Raw genomic sequence first — 20132 nt, 5'->3', positions numbered from 1 at the left:
CTCCGCAACACCAATCGTCGCCAGACTCGCGCGATGCGTCGCTTCTCCACGCGGGCGGCCGACGACGCTCGCACAGATAGGGCGGCAACCGCCACCAGGAGGCTAAACGTGCTTTAAATTCCGGATTCTGAAGCGTCCCCCACTCGGATAACGGCAACCCGATGAAGGGTGCGACGATGCTCGCCCCCCTGGAAAACCTGGGGGTCGTGGCCTCGTTTAGCCGGCCGCGTGTGAGTAACGACAACCCGTACACGGAGTCGCTGTTCCGGACCTGCAAGTACCGGCCCGACTACCCACGCAAGCCGTTCGGCAACGTGGATGAGGCACGGGCCTGGACGCAGCAGTTCGTGCGCTGGTACAACCATGAGCACAAACACAGCGACCTGAAATTCGTCACGCCGGTGCAGCGCCATAACGGCGTGGCGACCGCAGTGCTTGCGCAACGTGAGGCCGTTTATGCAGATTCCAGGCAGCGCAATCCACGGCGTTGGTCCCGATCGACGCGCAACTGGAAATTGAAGGATGAAGTCTGGCTCAATCCGGAGCGCATGCAGCCGGAAGAACTAAAGCAGTCCGCATGAAGTGACACGACAAGTACGTTGACAACCGCCGCTAGCCCTCTTCTACGACGATATCGATACCTTGTCTGGAATTATCTATGTCCTTGCCAGACACCGTATCGACACCAAGTACTTCTCGACCGGATTGCAAACTTGACGCTTGCGAGGCAACCACGCTTCGTGGGCGCCTCGCATTTGTCAATGGCGTCCGATCCGTCTTATTCAAATCCTTCGAGACGGAGCGAATCGCCCTTACGAGGGAAGGCACGATCCAGCATGTTCATGAACTGAGTCCAGTTGTCACATGCCCGCATCAGACCGGTGACGGCATGAATGTGCTCGCTCAGTGCGGGATGCCCGACATCTTCCGACAGCCACTGGTGATGCTTGGCGGCACGCCGCCCCGCCTCGTTCTTCGGGTTGCGCGTTTCCAGTTCCTGGACAAGGCCCGGTGCCAATCGATCATAGACGATGTCCATCGTGTACTTTCCCACCACGCCCGGCTTCCCGCCAGAAACAGTGGGATAGGCCCAATCCCGAAGACGAAACATCTCTCGATAAAAAGCATCAGGAAACCGCTTTGCCCACTTGGCAAATTCTTGACGAAGGTACTTGTCGAGTAACGCGGCAAGAGCCTTTTTATCCCGGACCTCCTGATAGCCTGTCGCCTCGTCGACGAGCGCAACAATACCGACGCTGGCAAGAGCCCGCACGAGCATGTCGGCGCGCTCGGCGATATGCTTCTGACTGGGCAGTAGCGCCCCCGCGTCACGAGCTGACAGATAGACCCTGCAAACTTCAGGAAGCATCTCGGCCGGGTATCCAAGTACACGGGTGCCGCTGGGCGTCATGAACTCGATCGGCGTCGTCGACTGAGACAACTCCTGCTCAACGAACGGCTGCAGATTAGAGGCAGCCAGAAATGGGGGCAGTTTATCGACCGCGGTTCGAACGCCCTGACCGCCCTTCGCCTTTGCCGCGCGTCCGATGCTGGTCAGGAAGCTTTCCTGCGTAAGCACACGCCGACCATCATCAAGTACATAACAATCAATCTGAATGCCACCGATCATGAGCGGAGATTCCCCAGACGCGAATTGCGCCTCGGGCAGCCCGTGCTCCCTCGCCCAGCGCCTTCCTGCAGCCTGCCTGGCGATAGCTGAACGATCAGCAGGCGACAGTGCATCGGCACGCGCTTTTGCGGCGGCCTGTTTCTGCTTGTTTTTTTCTTCCATGAAACCTCCCTCTTGCTTGCATAAATGAAATGCAAGCATACATGCTTACACTATGCTTCTGCAAGCATATGCGAGGGACCCAGTAACGCGCCGTCCTTACTGGGGGCTCCTCACGGTTGCGCCAGCGAATTTCGGGCCTCGCCCTTGTTCAGTCCGGCGGACACGAGAGGTGGCCATAGGCGGTGCCCGTCGCGATGGTGCGTCAAGGATGACTGGCAGCATCGCGGGCTGCTGCGCATAAGGCACAGCCGGGACGGAACGCCGTTGCTCAGCAGGGTATTTGCCGCGCCACTTGAAAACCAGATTGGCGTTCAATCCATGTTCGAGTGCAACGCGCGACGCCGATGCGCCCGGTTGCATCGTCTTCTCGACTATCTCGCGCCTGAACTCCCACGAGAATTCGGTCGTTTGCTTGCCGGCAGCACGGGCTCCACGCCACTGTCAGACATGTCCAATTTAGCTCCCACCATAATTTGGTGGACACCATCCTGGACAAACCCTCCCAACTTCGCGAGACGGTACACATGAGATGCTTACGGCGCGCGCCTGCCCACCCTGCTTGCTGGCAACGATCCGCTGCCCGATCTCCCAGTAGGTGACGGTCATCACGGCATTGACAGTACCGCCGTGCGTCGCGCTGACTCGACGACACTGCCCCGTTATGCAGCCCGGCATAGTCACCAAGCGCGACCGCCACCGTCGTTATGATGCGTTCACGGCATCCTTGAACGCCTTACCGGCTGTGAACTTGACCGCCCTGGCCGCGGCAATCTGCATTTCGGCGCCCGTCGACGGATTGCGGCCAGTGCGCGCCGCGCGCTGCCCCGTCGAGAACGACCCGAAGCCGACCAGTTGCACGGTGTCGCCAGCGGTCAGCGCGCCCTTGATTGCCCCGAGCACCGCGTCGATGGCTTCGCCGGTGGCGGCCTTGCTGTCGCCGGTGGTTGTGGCGACCGCGTCGATGAGTTCCTGTTTGTTCATGGCCAGCCCTGTTCAGTGAATGAAACCCGCACCCTACCGCATCGCATGGTTCCCAGGCAAACCCTCGGCAAACTTGACGCGGGCCGACGTCAGCGCCCTCCTCGCCTGTCAGACGCTTTCATATGCGAAAAAACCGCCCTTTTCCACCCGACAGAAAATCGTTACATCTGATAACGGTTATTATCAGGTGTGAAGGTTTTACTCGTCAGATTTCCGGTGCTCCGCTACACTTCCTCGAAAGCCACGCCCGGCAAGCGATTGCGCCGGATGTCCATTCGCAGTTTCGCGACGACCGACAACGGGGAAGGAAAAATGAGCGCGATGCTCTACGAACTGACGGCCCACGCTGCCCGCATGTGCCTGCCCGTGCCCGTGCCGGCGGCCGCACCCGGGGGCTGGCTCGAACCGCTCATCCGCCATATCGATCACTGGCAGACGCTCGCCGGGAACGGCATCGGCGGCCTGATGGGCATCGCCGGTGCCCTGATCGTTGCGGTCATGGTGCGTAGCCGCGAGCAGCGCATCGCAGCCGGCATGGTCTTACCTGACGTGCAGCAGCTTGCGGCCGCCGGCGGAGGCCTGGCGCACTGGCTGGGCTCTCAGCCCAACCTGGCCGATGCGTATCGCCACAACGCAGCCATCAACCGGCTACGTGAGTCGCGCCGGCCGCTCATGCTCGCGCTGCACGGCCCCGTGATCGGCCAGCTCTCGGACATCGACGCGCGCCTGTACAGCCACCTGTTCCAGTGCGAAATGGTTCACCGGGCATTCGAAGACGGAATCGCAGCCCAGCAGGCGACGTTTGCTGCCTTCCTGAACGCCCCGTTCGACCAGCCGCCGAAGGTCACCAGGACCGCCCCGGGCGATCTACAGCTCTTCGACGACTGGCTCCTGTGCGTCGAGCACGCGACGCTGGCCGCCTACTTTCTCGACCGCTTCGTGTTTTCGCGCTGGCCGCGCTGGGTACACCGCCTGAGGATGAAGCTGCACCCCAATGCCCTCGATCGGCGCTCTGCCCGCCTGATTACCACCGGTGAACTGCTCGTGCAGCCGCCGCCCGCCGGTGCGACGACGCCGGCGCAAGCCTGACGCCGGACCGAGCATGAAATCTCGCGCGCCCCGTCTGACGCGGCAGCACTTTGCGCTTTACCGTGGCTACCTCGAAGGGGCAACTTTCGAGGGGCTGCATACCGTCTATGGGGAACCGGGCACCGACGTGCGGGTCACGCGGCGGCTGGTCACCACGCTGCGCGACACGCTCGCTGTTGCTGCACGCCGCGCGCGCGATATCGAGGCGGCTCACCTGCTGCGCCTGCGACCCGGCAGCATCCCGCTCGCCGAGCTGCACGGCCGCGACGACGTGCCGACACTCGAGGTCTACCGCGCGCAGGTGGATCCGGACGGGGTCTACGGCGAAGCGGAACTCCTCGCGCTGTATCGGGGGGATTTTCCGCCGCCGCCCTCGCCCACTCTCGACCGTAAAATCGCCCGCAACGCGCGCCTGCGTCAGCGCCAGGCCGCCGCGCTCGCCCGCATGGAGAAGGCGCTCGTTCAGGAGCCGGCGCCGGATCACCCGGTCGACGGCTGGTTCGAGCCCGTGGTGGCCGAGCGCCTGGCCGCCGCGGGCCTGTCGACCCTGGCGGACCTGCTCGCGCTGATCGGGCGACGCGGACACCGCTGGTACGCAGGCGTGCCGCGCATGGGGCCGAAGGGCGCGCAGCGCATCCTGAGCTGGCTGTCGCTGCACGCGGCGTCGCTACAGGAACTCTCGCCGCGGGCGCTCATCCCGCGCCGGCAGCTCACCCCCGACCACCCTGCCCTTGCGCACGCGGGAGGCGCCGGAGTGCGCCCGGGCGTCCCCGACGTGGTGCCGCTCGAGGCGCTGCAGCAGTTCCGGCTGTCCGCCGGGCTCGACGGCTCGCAGGGCCTGAACCGCGCCCCGCTGCCCCGCCACCAGGCCACCGTGAACACCGACCTACAGGCGATCCGCGCGTGGCTGGCCACCTACCGGGCCAGTCCCCACACCGCCCGCGCCTACCGCCGGGAGGCGGAGCGCCTGCTGCTCTGGGCAATCGTCGCGCGGGGCAAACCGCTGTCGTCGCTGAACACCCTGGACTGCACCGAATACGTCGACCAGTTCCTGGCCGACCCGCAGCCGGCCGCACGCTGGGTGGGGCGCGGCCGCGTGGAGCGTTTCCACCCGGACTGGCGCCCGTTCGCCGGCGGCCTGTCGGCCCGCAGCCGCGAAACCGCCCGCCTGATCCTGCGCTCGATGTGCAGCTGGCTCGTCGGCCAGCAGTACCTGGCCGCAAACCCGTTCGGCGGCCTGCGGCCCGTCGCGGCACCAGCCGCCATCGACGTGACCGGCCGCACGCTCACCCACGCGCAGTGGCAGTTTGTCCTGCAGGCCACCAGCCGCGCGCGCTACAGCTTCACCGAGGCGCGCGACCGGTTCGCGCTGCTGCTCGCCTACGCCACCGGGCTGCGCCGCGCGGAGCTGGCCGCCGCGACCACCGGGGCGCTCACCCGCAAGGGACTGGACGGCACGCTCGACGACGCCTGGCAGCTCACGGTCGCCGGCAAAGGAGGAGTTGTACGCACCGTGCCCCTGCCCCACGTACTGATGACGATGCTGCGTGAGAGCCTGAGTGCGCGAGGCCTGCCCGCGGATCCGCAGGCCTGCCCGCGCGGCACGCCGCTCGTATGGCATGCGCGCACAGGCGCGCCACTCACGGCTGATGGGCTGGGTCAGGTTTATAAGGGGATTTTCCGGCGGGCGGCAGCCCGCTTGGATTCGCGCTACGAAGGCGCCGCCCGGGATTTGCAGCGGGCCAGCACACACTGGCTGCGGCACACCCACTCCAATCACGCGCTCGACGCCGGCGCGGACTTGCGCGACGTGCAGGCCAACCTGGGCCACGCCAGCCTGCAGACGACCACGGTCTATGTGAAAACCGACGCCGCGCGCCGGTATCGCGCGATGGACGCGTTTTTCACCGAGGCGCTGGAGGCGAAGGCCGACTAGTTTCGTGCCCCCGGAAGGTCGACGGCGCGTGCCTCTTGCGAAGTCCTCCTCGCATTAATTCCTAATTTCTTAACCGACTCGCGCGCGAAGGGCACGCTCTTAAATGGCCTGAGTTGGCCAAAATGAGCGCAGATAGGGCGTTTGTTCGCCACAACAGTCCGATGAGGGGGGAAAACGACTCTTAAGAGTTTACTTGAAGTTTACTGGTCCACCGTTTATTCTCCGGTTAGCCGCACTTTTCGCACAAACCGAGAAATTCTCAGGAAACCAGGATAGCGCCCGTGAACGCGAACACTCAGCTCAGCACGCGACTGCCAGAAGTCGATCAATCGGTATCGATCGAGACCTTGTTGGGTGTCGCATCACAAGCTAACGACATCCTAAACCAGATCCGGGAGGCCATGCTCGAGCCATACCCGAGGAAAAAATCCCCTACTTTCTCTAGCGCCCAAATTGCGGATCTGTGCGGGCTGGATAAGCAACGGGTTAAGTATCTCTCGAGCAAAGGTGAACTCCCCTCTGGAACCTCTCGCGGGAATGGACGAAGCAAAGAGTTCACGCTTGAAGAAGCTCTGACTTGGGTAGCAGCGACGTCGACGCGCCCGCAAAGACCCGAAGGAGTGCGTGGCCGCGTTTATGCCATCGCTAACTTTAAAGGCGGTGTGGCTAAAACCGCAACTGCAGTCTCGATCGCCCAAGCGCTAACGCTTCTCGGCCGCAAGGTACTGATCATTGATTGCGACCCGCAAGGTTCGACCACGCAGTTGTGCGGGTATGCGCCCGAGGCAGAAGTGCCGGAGGAGAACACCCTTCTTCCGCTCGTCTATGGAGAGAAGACGTCTCTAGAGTATGCCGTCCAACCGACGTATTGGCACAACTTGGATCTGATCCCAGCGGCGGCGGCGCTTTTTGACGCGGAGTTCGAGATCCCCTCGAAGGTGCTGATGGACTCAAAGTTTGAATTCTGGGACATCGTCAACAAAGGACTTAAACCTTTGACGGCGAACTACGACGTCATTCTCTTCGATACGCCGCCGGCACTTAGTTATCTAACTATTAACGCCCTCCTAGCCTCAGATGCGATCATTTTGCCCTGCCCTCCCGAGGGGTTGGACTTCGCCAGTTCGACGCAGTTTTGGCACCTGTTTTCTGACGTGGCGCGAAAGCTGCCGGGCGTGCTTACGAACAAGCAATACGACTTCGTCAACATCGTCATGACAAAGGTGCGAAGCACCGAGATTTCAAAGGTGGTCCAAAGTTGGCTCCATAAGGCATACGGCGATCGCGTTTTGCCGTTCGTCATTCCAGAGTCCTCGGTGCAGGTCAGCGCGTCAGCGATGCTCTCGACAATCTATGACCTGCCCAAAAGCGAGTGGAACAGCACCTCGTACAACCGCATCAGGGAGCCGCTGGATAGATTGGCGGAACATCTGGACTCTCAACTGGCTCGCGCATGGGCTAAGGAGCAAGCTTAAATGGCTATCGGACGACGACTCCTTTCTCAAACAGAAAACATCCAGGCTAAGCCACAGACTACAGGGAATGCCGGCGCACCGGAGCTTGGCCCCCGAACATCCCCCGGACGTTTGCTCGATGTCCAGAGCCGCATCAATCAGGCCGAGGACCGCTGGCAACGAGCCGAGGCGCGAATCGCAGAACTGGAAGCTCAGGCAGCCGGACAGCACGGGGAGGAAGTCGAGATCTCGTCTCTGGTGGAGGTTGAGGGACGGCGCCGAAAACTCTCACCCGAGGCCTATTCCGAGCTTCGGAAGAATCTCGAAAAGAACAAGCTTGCGACACCGATCATTTACCTACCGTTGCCAGGCGGGCGACGCGAGATCATCGCGGGGCACAATCGCGTTGCGATTTATCGAGAACTCGGGCGCTCGACGATTCGCGGAATTCCCTTCGAAGGGGACCTCCGCGACGTTGAGCTGGCCGCCCTCTTCTCCAATCTGCTTGCCCCGTCGCTGCCCGATTTCGAAAAATATTTGCAATTCGTCCGACTTCAAGAAGTGTCTGGACTCTCGCAGGCAGAGATTGCAGAGAGCGCTGGGTTAAGCACCTCTCACGTCTCACGCATTTTTGCATTTGACAAGCTCCCGACCGATGCGAAGGTCGCGCTGTCGACTAAACCGGGACGATTGGGAAGCAATGCCGCACTTAAGCTGGTCGCACTTGCGCAGACTAGCGAAGGCAAAGCATCGGTCGTCGCCGCGGTAAAAAAATTGGTTGAAGACGACGACATATCCCAAGAACAGGCAGTCGCGATGGCGACCCCCGCAAAGCCGAAGGCGAACCAAGCAAGTAGTCCAGTCGTTATAAAAAGCGGGAAAAAGAAATTTTGTGAGGTGTCGACTCGAAGTGGTGTTGTGGGCGTCAAATTTTTCGGCGATGCGGACGGGGAAGCCGCAAAGTGGAGCGAACGAATTTCGAACTTCATCCGCGAACAGATGGGCACGCAGGATGACGACCAAAGGAATCCCTAGTAGGGATTCCTTTGAAATCAAACACTTAACGCAACCAGATCAGGGCAGCGATCGAAGTCCCTAGTAGGGATTTCTTTAAAATCAATAACTTACAATCAAGGAAGAATGATGGAGACGTAATCTCCGAACCAAAAACAAAAGCCTTCGGCTAGAACCGAAGGCTTTTGAATATCGGGCTTGACTGGAATCGCACCCATTGCAAGCACTCCGCCGACTGGAATCGGAAAGAGGCCCAACACCTCGGAGTGTAGCTCAAAGCGATCGACAGTCAAGCATCCGCAATCCATTTTTCCAAATGGACGGGTAGCAATGTCTATCGCGCAACACTTCGTTGCCTGCGAGGGTGACGTTCATCCTCTCGCAACAGAAACATCCGCAGCAGAGAACGATTCGCAAGCTCACGTCGAATACTCCTGCGACACCACCAATCTGCCTTGGGTGATCTTCCGGGCAGCGCATCGTGCCGCGAACCTGCAAGGTCTGCCAGCACGTTCCCGCGCCGTGCTTGCCGCCCTCGCGCGTACAGTCGACGCAAGTCGCCCCTACGCCGCGATCTTCGCGCGACGTGAATTGCTCACCGGCCGCGCCATGCAGTCCATGCGCACCTTCTATCGCAGCCTTGACGACCTGCAGGCAGCCGGCCTCATCGAACGGGCACCGCAGAAACGCTATGGGGAAGCAGGCCTGTTCGGACGCGCCTATCTACACCTGACGGAGCAGGCAGCCCAGCTCCTCGGCCTCGCTGCACCCGTTCAACCGGTTATCGAATCCAACGCAGGAATGCATGCCGAGGCATCCGCGCCCGTTCCTTCGAACCCTCCGTCTGCCAGCGTGGCAGACGGAGCTATATATAAGGATCTTTCCCCTGGTTCTTTTCAAAAGAGACAACCGGGCCAGCTCCCTAGCGATCTTCAGCGCCTGCGGTCCCTGGGTTTTCGAGAATTTCTGATTTTCAAACTCATGAAAGAAGCTCGTCAGCACGGCAAGCTTCTTTCCGATGTGGTTGAAGCCACATGGCAGCATCTGAAGCGAGCCAACCGCCCAATCTGCTATCTCCGATCTCTCCTCGGCAGCACCACTGATTTCCGGCATCAGGTCCAGACGAAACGGGCAGCAGCCGACAATGCAAGACGCGAGCAGCTCGAGGCCACGGTCGTGAAAGAGACCTTGATGCGCTGTGCGGGCGGCGTGTTCTTTGACGCCAATGGCGAGCGCCGGATTGTGGTAGGAGAGAGTGGCGAATCGATGACCGTTCACGACTTCCGTGAGGCAACCCCGCGGATAGTCGCCGGTGCATGGGAGCCGGCTTTTGTCGGCGCGCTTGAGGCCGGCAGAATCCGCTTTGCGACCCCGGACGACGAAGAACGCTTCGCCGCTTGCTACCACGCCCAGATGAGCCAGCGTCCGCCGCTCCTCGCTGCCGCTACGCAGGCGTTGCCCACACGCGAGTTGACCGCGCATGTCGGCGCCCATCTCGCCCAACTGAAGAACGTCCTCAGAGCGGCAAGGTCAAGGCCGTCTCCGTGCTGACTGACACCGGAATGCGTGGAGGCCGCAGGCGATACCTTACGACTGAGCAGGGCCGTGAGTTAGCTCTCGCCGTATCATGGAGCTTCGATAACCGTCCGTACTATGCGCATGGGCTCGCAGCCTGACACGGTCGGATTCAAGTCATTGCCAGATCTGCACGCAGCGAGTAGGATTAAATCCTATCGAATTATAGGGGGCCGTCATGCGCACCACCCAGCAGTTGAGCATTACGTTACCGAAGGAAATGGCCGAGCTCGTTCGCGCGAAGGTCGCGAGCGGCGAATACGCGTCCGAAAGCGAGGTGATCCGGGACGGGCTGCGCACGCTCGCCGCGCGAGATCGTGCTGTGGAGGCCTGGCTGCAGGATCAGGTCTTGCCGGCGGCCGCCGCGCTGGAAACCGATCCCGGGCGCGCGCTGACGGTCGAAGAGGTACGCGCACATCTACGCCGCAAACGCGGCGTCACGAACCCGGCATGACGTACCGTGTGCAGTTTGCCCCTGAGGCGAGGGACCAGCTTGATGCGATCGAGACATACATCGCCGCGGCCGGCGCACCTGAGACGGCTGCGCGCTACGTCGACGCGATCGTAACATTCTGCGTCGCGCTGGCCAGCTTCCCGGAGCGAGGCGTACCTCGTGATGATCTGCTCGCGGGTCTCCGAGTGACGCATTACCGCAAGCGCGCCGTGATCGCGTACCGGGTGACTGGCGATACAGTATCCGTTCTCGGCGTTTACTACGGTGGCCAAGACTATGATGCGCGGTTCCTGGAGGAACCCGACGAACACTGACTGATGGCTGATTGTGGCCAACCAATCCAGCATCTGCCGCAGCGATCGCTCAAGATATTTCGGTGGACTGACTTAGCTGCGCTGAGCGCACGGGGGGCAGGGCGTTTCGGTGTCGGCGAGTTGCGCTAGCGTTGGAGAGGTTGATGCCCTGTCCGGAATCGCATCGTTCGATCATGCGCAGGCGCTGGGTGGATGCAACAGATCCCGAAGGAACCGTTTCTCTCATGCCCGGAAAGAAAAGCCGCACGGCGGGAGCCAAGCTATCGCTGCGCCGCCGTCACGAAGACGCTGTTTCTGTCGATGCCTCGCGCAGATGCCGACGCACTGATTCTGAACTACCGTATCGCGCTCGAGGCGGCGAAGAGTGGCCATGCCGATGCCGTACTGATACGGCGCCTGTTCACAATGGCGTTGCTCACCCGCTTTCTCACAGAGGCTGGCCACGGGTTGCTCGAGCGTGTCGCGCCGGAGGAGGGTGAGAGCGTGCTCGTGGAAATAGCGGGGCGCGGCCCAGAGACTGGCGACTGGACGCGCAGTCGTCTGGCGATCGAGCTTCTGGTATGCATCACTAACGAGCACGATAGGCAGCTACAGCAGACACGAGTTGAAGTGCTGATCGACGCGAGCAATCGCCTGGACAGATTCCTCGACAGGCAGCGTTTGTCTCCTAGCTGAAGTCTGTCCAGACCCACACAACACAAGGGCTCGCTGTAGTGTTCCGCGTTCTGCTCAATCGGCACTGTCGTATTCGGCATCCGTCGGCCAGTCGATGCCATCCAGGGCCCGAAGTGACTCCTGGATGTAAGCCTGCGCCTGGAGTAATTTGTCGCGCAGTTCGTAACGGTTGTGATGAATGCCATAGCCATTCGTGCTTATCGAGCCAGACAAGGCGGTGTACGCATCTTGCCAGGCCTTTTCGGCGGCCTCGCACCCCTTTATGGCAGCATTTACCTTAGCCTTCGCGTCTTGCTTCGTGATCATGTCGTATCCTTGTCTGCGTTAAGAAGGTAAAAGCGATCGTCCCACTGGGAAGCGGGATCAGGCTCAGTGCAAGTGGTAAGGGCATAGTCGAAAACGCCATGGCCTAAGCACACATTCAATTCTCATTCTGCGGCTGCGCCGAGGTTGTACGCATGTCTGACGCGTCGACTTCCCAGATAATCCCGTGCCCAGCTGCGTGACACAGCAGCGCCCATGCAGAATACGGAATCTCGTTCTCCTGGCTAGTCCAGCGCCGGATGTGCCGGCCGCTCTTGTCCTTTAAACCAAGAAAGGCAGCGGCGGCCCGATCGGTAAGCCCAGCCTGACGCAGGATTTCCTGTATCTCCGCACCGGTCGGAACCGCCCAGTAGATACCAGGTTGAAAACATTCGCGTCTGATCGCGAGATAAGTATCTTTCACCGTCATTCCAGATCCATGTAGTTAGTCCCCACGGCTGCGCCGCGGGGAATTCACGCGCCCGCCGGGCGCTTGACGACCCCGACCAGCGGTGCACTTGCGCCCGAGCCGGATCGTCCCGGCGCTACTGCGCCGCGCCGGCGCGCACCCCACGCCTGCCGGCGCGGGTCCCCAGGCGCCTCGATCCGGGCGCGCGGCGCGCGCGATACATCCGTGATTATCGCGGATCTGGCTTGCAGGAAGGAGGGGCGGCCTCGCTTCACGCACAGTTCAGGCGGCGTCCGGCGTCCGGCGCACGCAAGCTGACAGGCGGCCCGCGCTGCGTGGCGTCACTCGCGCACTTCATAACGGTAGTTCCCGCTGGTTGAGCGCGATATTAACCGCGTCTACCTGCTCAGCGGAAAGCCGGGATACATTGATGACCTGCATGCGGTCATAGATCATCTGGCCGTAGATGTCGGCCAGCAGACGGGCCTTCCTGCACAGTGCACCATCTTCGCCAGAAGCCTGGCGTGCACACCAATAGTTGATCGCCTGCTCGATCTCGGCGACGGTCAGAAAAGTCTTCATAAAGAGCCTCCGAATCAATACACCGGACTCCGGCACTGACTTCGCGCAGGAGTCCGGTTGTCGGTAATCAGCCAGGCAACATCACGTCATACAGGCTATCGCGCACGATCGACATTTCGGCGGCCGGGAACCGGGCGATGCTGCAGATAAATTCGAACGGTCCGGTATAAGGCCGCATCTCAAGAATGGTCTGGTTGCCGAACCACGTGCGCAGCACATCGCCGCTCACCAGTTCGGCACCACGTCTGCAGACGATCCTCATCCAACGCTCTCCAGCCGTTCCACAGCCATCGTGAGCGGGGCGCTCGGCGGCACGCGTTCAATGTCCGCGAGTGCGCGACGCGCGATCGCGCGAAGCTCGTCGCGATGCATGTCGATTGCATTGCCGTCACGGTCGCGCATGTTAGCAATGCGCTCCAGCGCAACGGCTGCATTTGCCGCCGCATCCGCCGACAGGGCCATCCGGAAAAGCTCGCTGCGCGCGATGGAGCGGTCACCATACTGCCAGGCGGCGAGCAGGGGCAGCAGGGAAGTCAGCCATGAAGGACGCATGTTCAGGGTATCCATTTGCATTGTCTCCAGCACGACCCGGCCCGCCGGTAGACAGGCCGGGTCCGTTTATCAGTCGATGGCGCGCAGGATGTTGGCGGCCTCTACGTGTTGCCTAGCGAATTCGCGCAACTGGTGATAGCGCTCAATGATGGCGTCGTCGAGCGTTTTTTCCGCGAGGTGGCAGAGCGCAAACAGCGTGACGACAATGCCGAACGCGTCCGCGCCCATCATGTCGCTATAGCCGTTCAGGTGCCAACGCACGTGCACGCGGCCCGAGTCAGCCGGAGCCATATAGAAACCACCATTGGACAGCGTGAAGAAGTGCCACAAACCGCCGCTGTAGTTGCGGCACAGGCGCGCGGCCCAGTCGTAGACGAGCGATTCGCCAGTCAGGTAATGGCGACCAAGGAAACGGGGCAGGACATTGAGACGCAATTCGTCTGGAACAACGGCAGAGCTAACCCGATTTTCAATACACGACATTTGAACCTCCTGTTTCAGCCTCGGCGGAATGCCTGGCCACACAAACAGTATAGGACAATACAGCCTAATTAAGCAACCACGATTGCGCATAATTTTAATGTTAATACTGAAATATTTCCTGATTTTCTTCTTTATATTAAGGACAATACAGCCTATACTATTTGTGTGGCCAGGCATTCCGCCGAGGCTGCTTTTCTGGAGAAATCCACATGACAAGGCAGGTTGAAACGCTAAACGAAGGCAATACGAAGGGTGGTCGGATCGAGTACGTGGCGTATTCGAGGCTTGTACGCTCGCCGTTGAACGTACGCAGGAAGCCCCCCACGGGCATCGAGTCTCTGGCCGAAACCATCGCGGGGAAAGGCATCCTGCAAAATCTCGTTGTGCACGAGATCAAAGGTCGCTCGAAACTTCCAAAGCTCGGTGTATGTGCAGGCCAGCGCCGCGAAGCCGCGCTCGATCTGCTGTTTGCGCAGGGACGCATTACGAAGGATGAGCCAGTGCCAGTTCTTATCGTTAGCGAAGGCGAGGCGGTCGCTGCGTCGCTGATCGAGAACCGTGAACGTGAAGACATGCATATCGCGGACGAATGCGTTGCGTTCCGGCTGCTCACCGAGGAAGGCAAAAGCGTTGCGCATATTGCGGCGCTGTTCAAGGTGCCGGAAATGGTCGTGCGCCGCGCACTGAAAATCGCAAACCTTGCGCCCGTGCTGCTTGACCTGCTGCGTGATGACCGGCTCGACTATGAGCAGGCGAAGGTGCTGGCACTGGCCGACGATCACGCGACGCAGGAACGCGTGTGGAACAATGCCCCAAATGCCTGGCAACGCCGACCATCGGAACTGCGCGCAGCGCTGACGGAAGCGGAACTTGATGCCAGCGAGAATCCGCTCGCGAAGTTTGTCGGGCTGGACGCTTACGAGGCCGCTGGTGGGTACGTGATGCGGGACCTGTTTTCCGACGACCAGAACGCCGGTTATATTGCGGATGCCGACCTGCTGCACCGACTCGCGACCGACCGGCTCATCGAGGTTTCGCAAACCGTTCAATCCGAGGGCTGGTCATGGGTAGAGACGCGCACGCGTGGCGACGCTAACGAACTGATCCGCTATGGCCGTGTGCATTCAACCACGCGCAAGCTGAAGAAGGACGAAAAGGCCGAGCTTGCTGCACTGGTCGCGCAGCGCGACGCGGCGCACATGAAACTGAACGCGTATTACGACGAGGACGGCGAGGAAGATGAGGCACGACACGACCGTCTGAATACGGCTGTTGACGTTGCCACTCACACGGTCGACCAGTACGCCGAACGCTTCGAAGTGTTCGCACCAGAGGACATGCAGCGCGCAGGGGCGTTCGTCTATCTCGATGACGATGGCTTCGTGACCATCGAGCGCGGCCTGATCCGGCCCGAGGACCGGGCGGCAGCAATCGGAGACGATGCCATGCCGGTAACGGCAACAGGGCAATCCAGCAAGCCTGCGCGTGTGACGCCGCTGCACAGCGAAAAGCTGTGCCGACGACTCACGGCGCATCGCACAGCGGCGATCCAGGCCGAACTGGCGAGGCATCCGAATGTCGCGCTTGCAGTGCTGATGAGCCGCATGATTCCGGTCGTGTTCGACGAGCACTACGAACGGCAGTATCCGGAGCACGCGATCGAGGTTGACCTGCGCACATCGCGCGGTGCACTGGTGAAGCACGCCGACGACATGGCCGACAGCGTGGCGTGGAAGGAGATCGAGGCCGAGCGCGCGAAGTGGGTGCGCATGCTTCCGGCGCGCGCCGATGCACTGCTGCCGTGGCTGCTCGACCAAGGTTCCGACATCCAGTCGAACCTGTTTGCGTTCTGCGTGGCGGCCACCGTCGATGGTATCGATGGATCCGACCGCGCACACGCCGTCAACAGCCTTGCCGACGTGCTGAGCGTGGACCTGTCGTACTACTGGAAGCCCACGCGCGCGAGCTATTTCGACCACGTGTCGAAATCGCGCATCGCGGAGGTGCTGCGCGAGCACATATCACCGCAGGCCGCAGCCGAGGTGCAGGGCATGAAGAAGGATGCTGCGGCGGCGGCCGCCGAAGTGCGGATGGCCGAGTCGGGCTGGCTGCCTGAAGTGCTCGCGAACCGTGCAGTGCCGGAATTCCGGTCGTATGCGTGGGCGGATGGTGACGGTGAGGCCGACGACGAGGCACACAACGCGGGCGACGATCCGGATGACATGACTGGTGAAGACAGGCACGAAGCTGGCGACGACGAAGGGCTAGCCGAAGCCGCCTAAGCGACTGTAGTTATTACCCATGAAGCCGTCCGGGCGCAGGCCTGGGCGGCTTGTTGCGTTCTGCGAGTGGTGGAGCAAAAAGGCAGCCGAGGCCGGTCACGGCCTGGCTGCGCAAACACACGCCGACGGATCGGGCGATCAGCCGACTGCCTGTATTAACGGCGTGTCCGCGCATGCCTGAATGCCGCCCTTTTTTGCAAGCCGTCTACTGCGTGTCGCGACCGCCTGACGGATTGGCGCGCGCCTGCGCGCCCGTATCGAGGCCCCTGGGGACCCGCGCGGGACGCGTGGGGTGCGGGACGACCCGGCGCGCAGCGGCGGGGCGATACGGCTCAGGGCTTGGGTTTCTGGGGGTATTTGCGTTTGAGTTCTTCAATGTCTGCACTGGTCACCTGAGGCTGGTCATACTGTTGCGCGTACAACTTGTTCAACTGGATTTTGGGCATGGTTGGGTTTTCCGCCCGTAGCTGTTCCATCGTTTTCCTGCCTTTTCGGAGTTTGTCACCGGCTGGGGCTTGCGCTTCGGCGATTCCTGACGAACGGGCGTTGTCGTCGTGTACCGGCGTATCAATGGCATGGGGCGCACGTGCGCCATCGATACTGCCGGTCGGCGCGGTCGCGGTGTGTTTTTTCCGGATGCGGTAAAGCGCGGACTTGAGGCCGGTGATGCGGAACGTAAAGCCCTCCGCGTGCAATTCGCGCAGGATCGAGGCGAGGGACAGGCCGTTCTTCAGCGACTGATCGATGATGGGGAAGTAGATCTGGAGGCGGGCGGTCTGGGACCGTTCGTGCGCGTTGTCGTGTAATTGCTCCACGCGGCGGGCGAAATCGTCGAGGGCCATGCAGATCGCATCCTTTATGAAGTCCTGTTGCATCCCAAATAGGGAAAGTGCATCCTGTGTACATTCTATCTGTGGCCTTCATGCAGTTCAACCGAAGCCGATCAGCATCTTTTGAGCGCTCTTTGCTAATCTTGATGTCGTGGCGAGGCACGTCGAATATGTTTACGTAACGCTACGCGTTCCGTAAAATATTTCGTGCCAAAGGGGCGAGCCCCTTTGAAACCCCGACGCGGTCTACTGCCGCGTCAGACTGGTCGGTGGCTCCGCCACCGACAGTAAGCACTGCCTGGTATGCGTAATGAATACGGAGGTGCGGTCATGATTCCGAGCAGCGAATGGGTGATCCAGCTTGTAGTGGGAGCGCGTGTTGATGAGCACGGCAGCGAGCCGCGCTATCTGCCGTGGGCGGGCTATACGTGGCCAATGACGGGCGACCAGGCGATGCGTGCGTTGCGCGAGTGCGAGTTGCGCTGGCCGGAATACGAGTTTCGCGCGCATCCGATCGAGGACGATGGCAGGCAGTTCGCGATGGTCGGCGCTGACATCGATCGTAGTCGCTCGACGGGGCTCTGGTGATGCCCAAGCACAAAAGCAATGGCGGGGCTGGGCTGGGCAAGCCGATCGCGTTCCGTCTGTCGGATGCGGATCGCGAAGCGTACCTTGCAAAGGTGGCGCACAGCGGGATGACGCAATCGGAGTTCTTCCGGCAGGCGGTGCTGACCAACCGTACGCAGGTGATCGCGCGGCCGGTGGCCAGCGGCGACCGCAAGCGGCTGCTGTACATCTTCAACAAGACCAGTAACAACCTGAACCAGATTGCCCACCGCGCGAACTCCGAACACGTTCGCGGGAAGCTTTCGGAAGCGACTTACGAGCAGTTGCTCACGCAGCTGCAGCTGATCGGGCAGTACCTCAGGGCAACCCTGAACAAGGTCGACTGATAGCGATGGGAATGGATCAAAAGCAGGCGGCCATCATGGCGGTGATCGAGCTGGAGACGAAGCTGCACGTCGATCGCGACCATGCCGGTGCGCACACGCTGACGCAGCCGGACTGCGACAGTGCCCGGGTGTCCGTCGATGCCGCTGGCTATCTGCCGCTGTCGATCGTGAACAACACGCTGCTTTTGCGCATCGAAGGGGTTGAGCGCTGGCTCGCCGAGCGCGGGACGCTGGAGTAGGACGATGCTCATACGCGTACGCGGCTATCACGACGGGATCAAGGCATACCTGGAGAAGGGCCAGAAGCAGGGTCGCGAAATGGAACGCGACGAGATGGACGAGCGCGTGATACTCGCCGGCGATCTCGATCTGACGAACGACATCATCCAGTCGATCGACACGGACGCCGAGCGCTACCTGAATGTCACGCTGTCATTCAAGGAAGACGAGGTTGACCGCGAGCTGTTAGGTGAGATTGTTCGGGAGTTCGAGGCGTTTGCGTTTGCAGCGTACCGTCCGGATGAATACAACTTCTACGCTGAAGCGCATGTGCCGCGGATCAAGAGCTATGCGGACCGCAAGACGGGGGAGCCGGTCGAGCGCAAGGTGCACGTGCATATCGTGATTCCGGAAATGAATCTTGTGACGGGCCGACGGCTCGATCCGTTCGGGAAGGTTGACCATAACGAGCGCTACCTCGAGGCCTTTCAGGAGCACATCAACGCGAAGTACGGACTTGCGAGTCCGAAAGACAACCGGCGTGTGCAGTTCACCGACGCGTCCGAGATGATCAGCCGGTACAAGGGCGACGCATTCGAGGGCGCTAACCGCGAACTGAAGGCCTCGATTCTCGAGGCGATGATGACACGTGAGGTCAAACGATATGACGACTTCAGGGCGTTGCTTACGGAGTACGGCGAGACGCGCACGCGCAATGCCGGCAGGAAGTCGGAGTACGAGAACGTTAAACCAGCCGGTGCCGCGAAGGGTGTCAACCTGAAGGAGTTCGTGTTCTCGCGCGAGTTCATCGAGCTTGATGCCACGGCTAAACGTGAGGCGCTCGAATCAAATGTGCATGCGCAGTACGTCGAGCCGGGTGTACCGCGCGATACGCCACTGGTCTATCTCGATGCGCTCGGCGCGTGGCACGACACGCGCGCGCGCGCGATCAAGTATCTGAACAGCGGCAGCAGTTTTTACAAGACGTATCAGGCCGCGTCGCCGCTGGAGCAGCGACGCATTCTCGAACACCGCGAACAGCGGTTCTACGATGCAACAGGAGGGCTCAATGAGCGCACACGAGAGCGAAGACAACAGCGCCACGATCGATCCGGACACTGGCGAGATTGGCAACGCATGGGAGCCGTCGGAGCAGGAGGGCGGGCGCGAGAGCGCGGCGCCGGGCGGGAGCCGGAAAGGGCAGGGCAGTCGCAGCAATGGTGGAGCGAGCTCGAACGCGCGCACCGCGAAATCACGGAGCGATGGCGAGCCGGAGCGGATCACGACTTTGACGCTCGCTTCGATCGATCCGGCGCGCCGTCCCAATCCGCCCACCGTGTGCATGGCATGTCCGGCCGCGGTGTGGATGGCCACGCCGCGCGACGTCAAGTGCTTCTGCCGGCTGATGCATTACTGGAGCTGGGAGACCAGCAAGCCGAACGAGTTGACGCATTGCGATGGTCTGGCGATCGCGAGCGAGCGGGAAGAGGACAGCTAGAAACATCGGTCCCCCGGCTGCGATGGCGCGAAGGTGCCGACCGCGACTTTGAACGCGGCGGAAGTTACGACGAGAGGAAGGGGCGCTGGCAATCGTTCGGCGCTCGCGATGCCGTTGACGGGTCCGATGGCGAGCCGGAATGGAAAGTGATGGTCGATCGCATGTTTGTCGCCTGGGACCAGGCAGACGAGGCGGGGCGGACGCGTCTCACGCGCACCGGTGCCGGGAAGTTCATGCGGGCGGGCGGGCCGTTCGGCTCACGCGAGCCTTTTGGTCTGACCGGCGGCCGCCTGCCCGCAGGGTTCGGACCGCGTGAGGAAATTCGCAGCCTCGCGGATGTGCAATCGTTCGATGCGATCGAATCGCTACCGTTCGAGATCCGGCCAACTGATACGCCGCCGACGACGGACGCAGCGTCGGTCGATTTCAATGCGAGTGCACGCGCGTCGACGGGCCGGGCAGCCGATACCGTTCGCGACCAGTTTGCGCGTGACCTGTCGGAGGCTCGCACGGCGCGACGTGCGCGGGAGCGGGATGAGTTCACCGAGATCCGCGCGACGCTAGACGCGGGCCGGTTGCTGGCCGTACTCGCGCATACGCACGGACTGATCGTCGAAAAGTATTCGATCGGTAAAGGCGCGGACGGCGGTGACAGAATCCAGGCCGGCTCGCGCAATCTGAATGTGTCTGACTTCCTCACCAAAGAGATGAACCTGTCATGGGAGGAGGCGGCGCAA

Annotated in this window: 23 protein-coding genes and 2 pseudogenes; 14 read left to right on the top strand and 11 right to left on the bottom strand. The window is 61.4% G+C overall.

What is annotated here, in order from left to right; translation table 11 throughout:
- Positions 1-140 precede the first annotated feature (140 nt).
- A pseudogene (locus P0D96_RS44880) lies at positions 141-581 on the top strand (transposase); the annotation flags it as partial.
- A gap of 197 nt (positions 582-778) precedes the next feature.
- On the opposite strand, the gene P0D96_RS44875 reads toward P0D96_RS44880, so the two are convergent.
- The 3 genes and pseudogenes from P0D96_RS44875 to P0D96_RS44865 all read right to left on the bottom strand — a co-directional run bounded on the left by P0D96_RS44875 (position 779) and on the right by P0D96_RS44865 (position 2773).
- A complete protein-coding gene (locus P0D96_RS44875; protein ID WP_408320528.1) occupies positions 779-1792 on the bottom strand; it encodes a P63C domain-containing protein in 1014 nt (337 codons plus the stop codon).
- Positions 1793-1888: 96 nt separating this feature from the next.
- Positions 1889-2191, bottom strand: a pseudogene (locus tag P0D96_RS44870) (transposase); the annotation flags it as partial.
- Positions 2192-2494: 303 nt separating this feature from the next.
- On the bottom strand, positions 2495-2773 hold the full coding sequence (locus P0D96_RS44865) for an HU family DNA-binding protein (RefSeq protein WP_408320526.1): 279 nt from the start codon (positions 2771-2773) through the stop codon (positions 2495-2497).
- A 189-nt stretch (positions 2774-2962) separates the two neighbouring features.
- On the opposite strand from P0D96_RS44865, the gene P0D96_RS44860 reads away from it, so the two are divergent.
- The 4 genes from P0D96_RS44860 to P0D96_RS44845 all read left to right on the top strand — a co-directional run bounded on the left by P0D96_RS44860 (position 2963) and on the right by P0D96_RS44845 (position 8287).
- Entirely contained in the window at positions 2963-3862 is a 900-nt protein-coding gene (locus tag P0D96_RS44860) for a hypothetical protein (RefSeq protein ID WP_408320524.1), read from the top strand.
- A 13-nt stretch (positions 3863-3875) separates the two neighbouring features.
- On the top strand, positions 3876-5798 hold the full coding sequence (locus tag P0D96_RS44855; RefSeq protein WP_408320522.1) for a site-specific integrase: 1923 nt from the start codon (positions 3876-3878) through the stop codon (positions 5796-5798).
- 281 nt (positions 5799-6079) lie between these two features.
- A complete protein-coding gene (locus P0D96_RS44850) occupies positions 6080-7273 on the top strand; it encodes a ParA family protein (RefSeq protein ID WP_408320520.1) in 1194 nt (397 codons plus the stop codon).
- The gene (locus P0D96_RS44845) at positions 7274-8287 is read left to right on the top strand and encodes a ParB/RepB/Spo0J family partition protein (RefSeq protein WP_408320518.1); all 1014 of its coding nucleotides are present in this window, start codon (positions 7274-7276) and stop codon (positions 8285-8287) included.
- A 95-nt stretch (positions 8288-8382) separates the two neighbouring features.
- Here the strand turns inward: P0D96_RS44845 and P0D96_RS44840 are convergent, their stop codons facing one another.
- Entirely contained in the window at positions 8383-8559 is a 177-nt protein-coding gene (locus tag P0D96_RS44840; RefSeq protein WP_408320516.1) for a hypothetical protein, read from the bottom strand.
- A 37-nt stretch (positions 8560-8596) separates the two neighbouring features.
- Between P0D96_RS44840 and P0D96_RS44835 the strand changes: the two genes are divergently transcribed.
- The 4 genes from P0D96_RS44835 (at position 8597) to P0D96_RS44820 (ending at position 11284) form a co-directional block, all read left to right on the top strand.
- Complete coding sequence (locus P0D96_RS44835) at positions 8597-9817, top strand: Replication protein O (protein WP_408320514.1); 1221 nt, start codon at positions 8597-8599, stop codon at positions 9815-9817.
- 202 nt (positions 9818-10019) lie between these two features.
- Complete coding sequence (locus P0D96_RS44830; protein WP_408320512.1) at positions 10020-10295, top strand: type II toxin-antitoxin system ParD family antitoxin; 276 nt, start codon at positions 10020-10022, stop codon at positions 10293-10295.
- The gene (locus P0D96_RS44825) at positions 10292-10609 is read left to right on the top strand and encodes a type II toxin-antitoxin system RelE/ParE family toxin (RefSeq protein WP_408214746.1); all 318 of its coding nucleotides are present in this window, start codon (positions 10292-10294) and stop codon (positions 10607-10609) included. Before P0D96_RS44830 ends, P0D96_RS44825 begins: the two co-directional genes overlap by 4 nt.
- A gap of 192 nt (positions 10610-10801) precedes the next feature.
- Positions 10802-11284: a hypothetical protein gene (locus P0D96_RS44820; protein ID WP_408320509.1), complete on the top strand. Its 483-nt coding sequence runs from the start codon at positions 10802-10804 to the stop codon at positions 11282-11284.
- Positions 11285-11338: 54 nt separating this feature from the next.
- On the opposite strand, the gene P0D96_RS44815 is transcribed toward P0D96_RS44820, so the two are convergent.
- From P0D96_RS44815 to P0D96_RS44790, 6 genes are all read right to left on the bottom strand, one after another.
- Entirely contained in the window at positions 11339-11590 is a 252-nt protein-coding gene (locus P0D96_RS44815) for a hypothetical protein (RefSeq protein ID WP_408320507.1), read from the bottom strand.
- A 115-nt stretch (positions 11591-11705) separates the two neighbouring features.
- The gene (locus P0D96_RS44810) at positions 11706-12017 is read right to left on the bottom strand and encodes an XRE family transcriptional regulator (protein WP_408214738.1); all 312 of its coding nucleotides are present in this window, start codon (positions 12015-12017) and stop codon (positions 11706-11708) included.
- A 333-nt stretch (positions 12018-12350) separates the two neighbouring features.
- Positions 12351-12578, bottom strand: a complete 228-nt coding sequence (locus P0D96_RS44805) for a DUF3717 domain-containing protein (protein ID WP_408320505.1) — start codon at positions 12576-12578, stop codon at positions 12351-12353.
- Positions 12579-12645: 67 nt separating this feature from the next.
- Complete coding sequence (locus tag P0D96_RS44800; RefSeq protein ID WP_408214732.1) at positions 12646-12840, bottom strand: hypothetical protein; 195 nt, start codon at positions 12838-12840, stop codon at positions 12646-12648.
- Positions 12837-13145 carry a hypothetical protein gene (locus P0D96_RS44795; RefSeq protein ID WP_408320503.1) on the bottom strand — a complete coding sequence of 103 codons (309 nt, stop codon included), beginning with the start codon at positions 13143-13145 and terminating at the stop codon, positions 12837-12839. Before P0D96_RS44795 ends, P0D96_RS44800 begins: the two co-directional genes overlap by 4 nt.
- Before the next feature lie 54 nt (positions 13146-13199).
- On the bottom strand, positions 13200-13613 hold the full coding sequence (locus P0D96_RS44790) for an antirestriction protein (RefSeq protein WP_408320501.1): 414 nt from the start codon (positions 13611-13613) through the stop codon (positions 13200-13202).
- Positions 13614-13822: 209 nt separating this feature from the next.
- Between P0D96_RS44790 and P0D96_RS44785 the strand changes: the two genes are divergently transcribed.
- On the top strand, positions 13823-15895 hold the full coding sequence (locus tag P0D96_RS44785; protein WP_408320499.1) for a ParB/RepB/Spo0J family partition protein: 2073 nt from the start codon (positions 13823-13825) through the stop codon (positions 15893-15895).
- Between the two features lie 332 nt (positions 15896-16227).
- Here the strand turns inward: P0D96_RS44785 and P0D96_RS44780 are convergent, their stop codons facing one another.
- Complete coding sequence (locus P0D96_RS44780; RefSeq protein WP_408320497.1) at positions 16228-16737, bottom strand: hypothetical protein; 510 nt, start codon at positions 16735-16737, stop codon at positions 16228-16230.
- Between the two features lie 318 nt (positions 16738-17055).
- Here P0D96_RS44780 and P0D96_RS44775 point away from each other — a divergent pair, with 318 nt between their 5' ends.
- The 4 genes from P0D96_RS44775 to P0D96_RS44760 form a co-directional block, all read left to right on the top strand.
- Positions 17056-17313, top strand: a complete 258-nt coding sequence (locus tag P0D96_RS44775) for a hypothetical protein (RefSeq protein ID WP_408320495.1) — start codon at positions 17056-17058, stop codon at positions 17311-17313.
- Positions 17313-17678, top strand: coding sequence for a plasmid mobilization protein (locus P0D96_RS44770; protein WP_216752575.1), 366 nt, complete (start codon positions 17313-17315; stop codon positions 17676-17678). Before P0D96_RS44775 ends, P0D96_RS44770 begins: the two co-directional genes overlap by 1 nt.
- Before the next feature lie 11 nt (positions 17679-17689).
- On the top strand, positions 17690-17917 hold the full coding sequence (locus P0D96_RS44765) for a hypothetical protein (RefSeq protein WP_408320493.1): 228 nt from the start codon (positions 17690-17692) through the stop codon (positions 17915-17917).
- 4 nt (positions 17918-17921) lie between these two features.
- On the top strand, positions 17922-20132 hold a 2211-nt coding region (locus P0D96_RS44760; protein ID WP_408320491.1), incomplete at its 3' end, for a relaxase family protein.

It is taken from the genome of Paraburkholderia sp. RL17-347-BIC-D (genome assembly GCF_046027915.1).
Classification (GTDB): Bacteria; Pseudomonadota; Gammaproteobacteria; order Burkholderiales; family Burkholderiaceae; genus Paraburkholderia.
The sequence above is the reverse complement of the archived record's forward strand: the minus strand, read 5'-3'. Positions and strand labels throughout refer to the sequence as shown.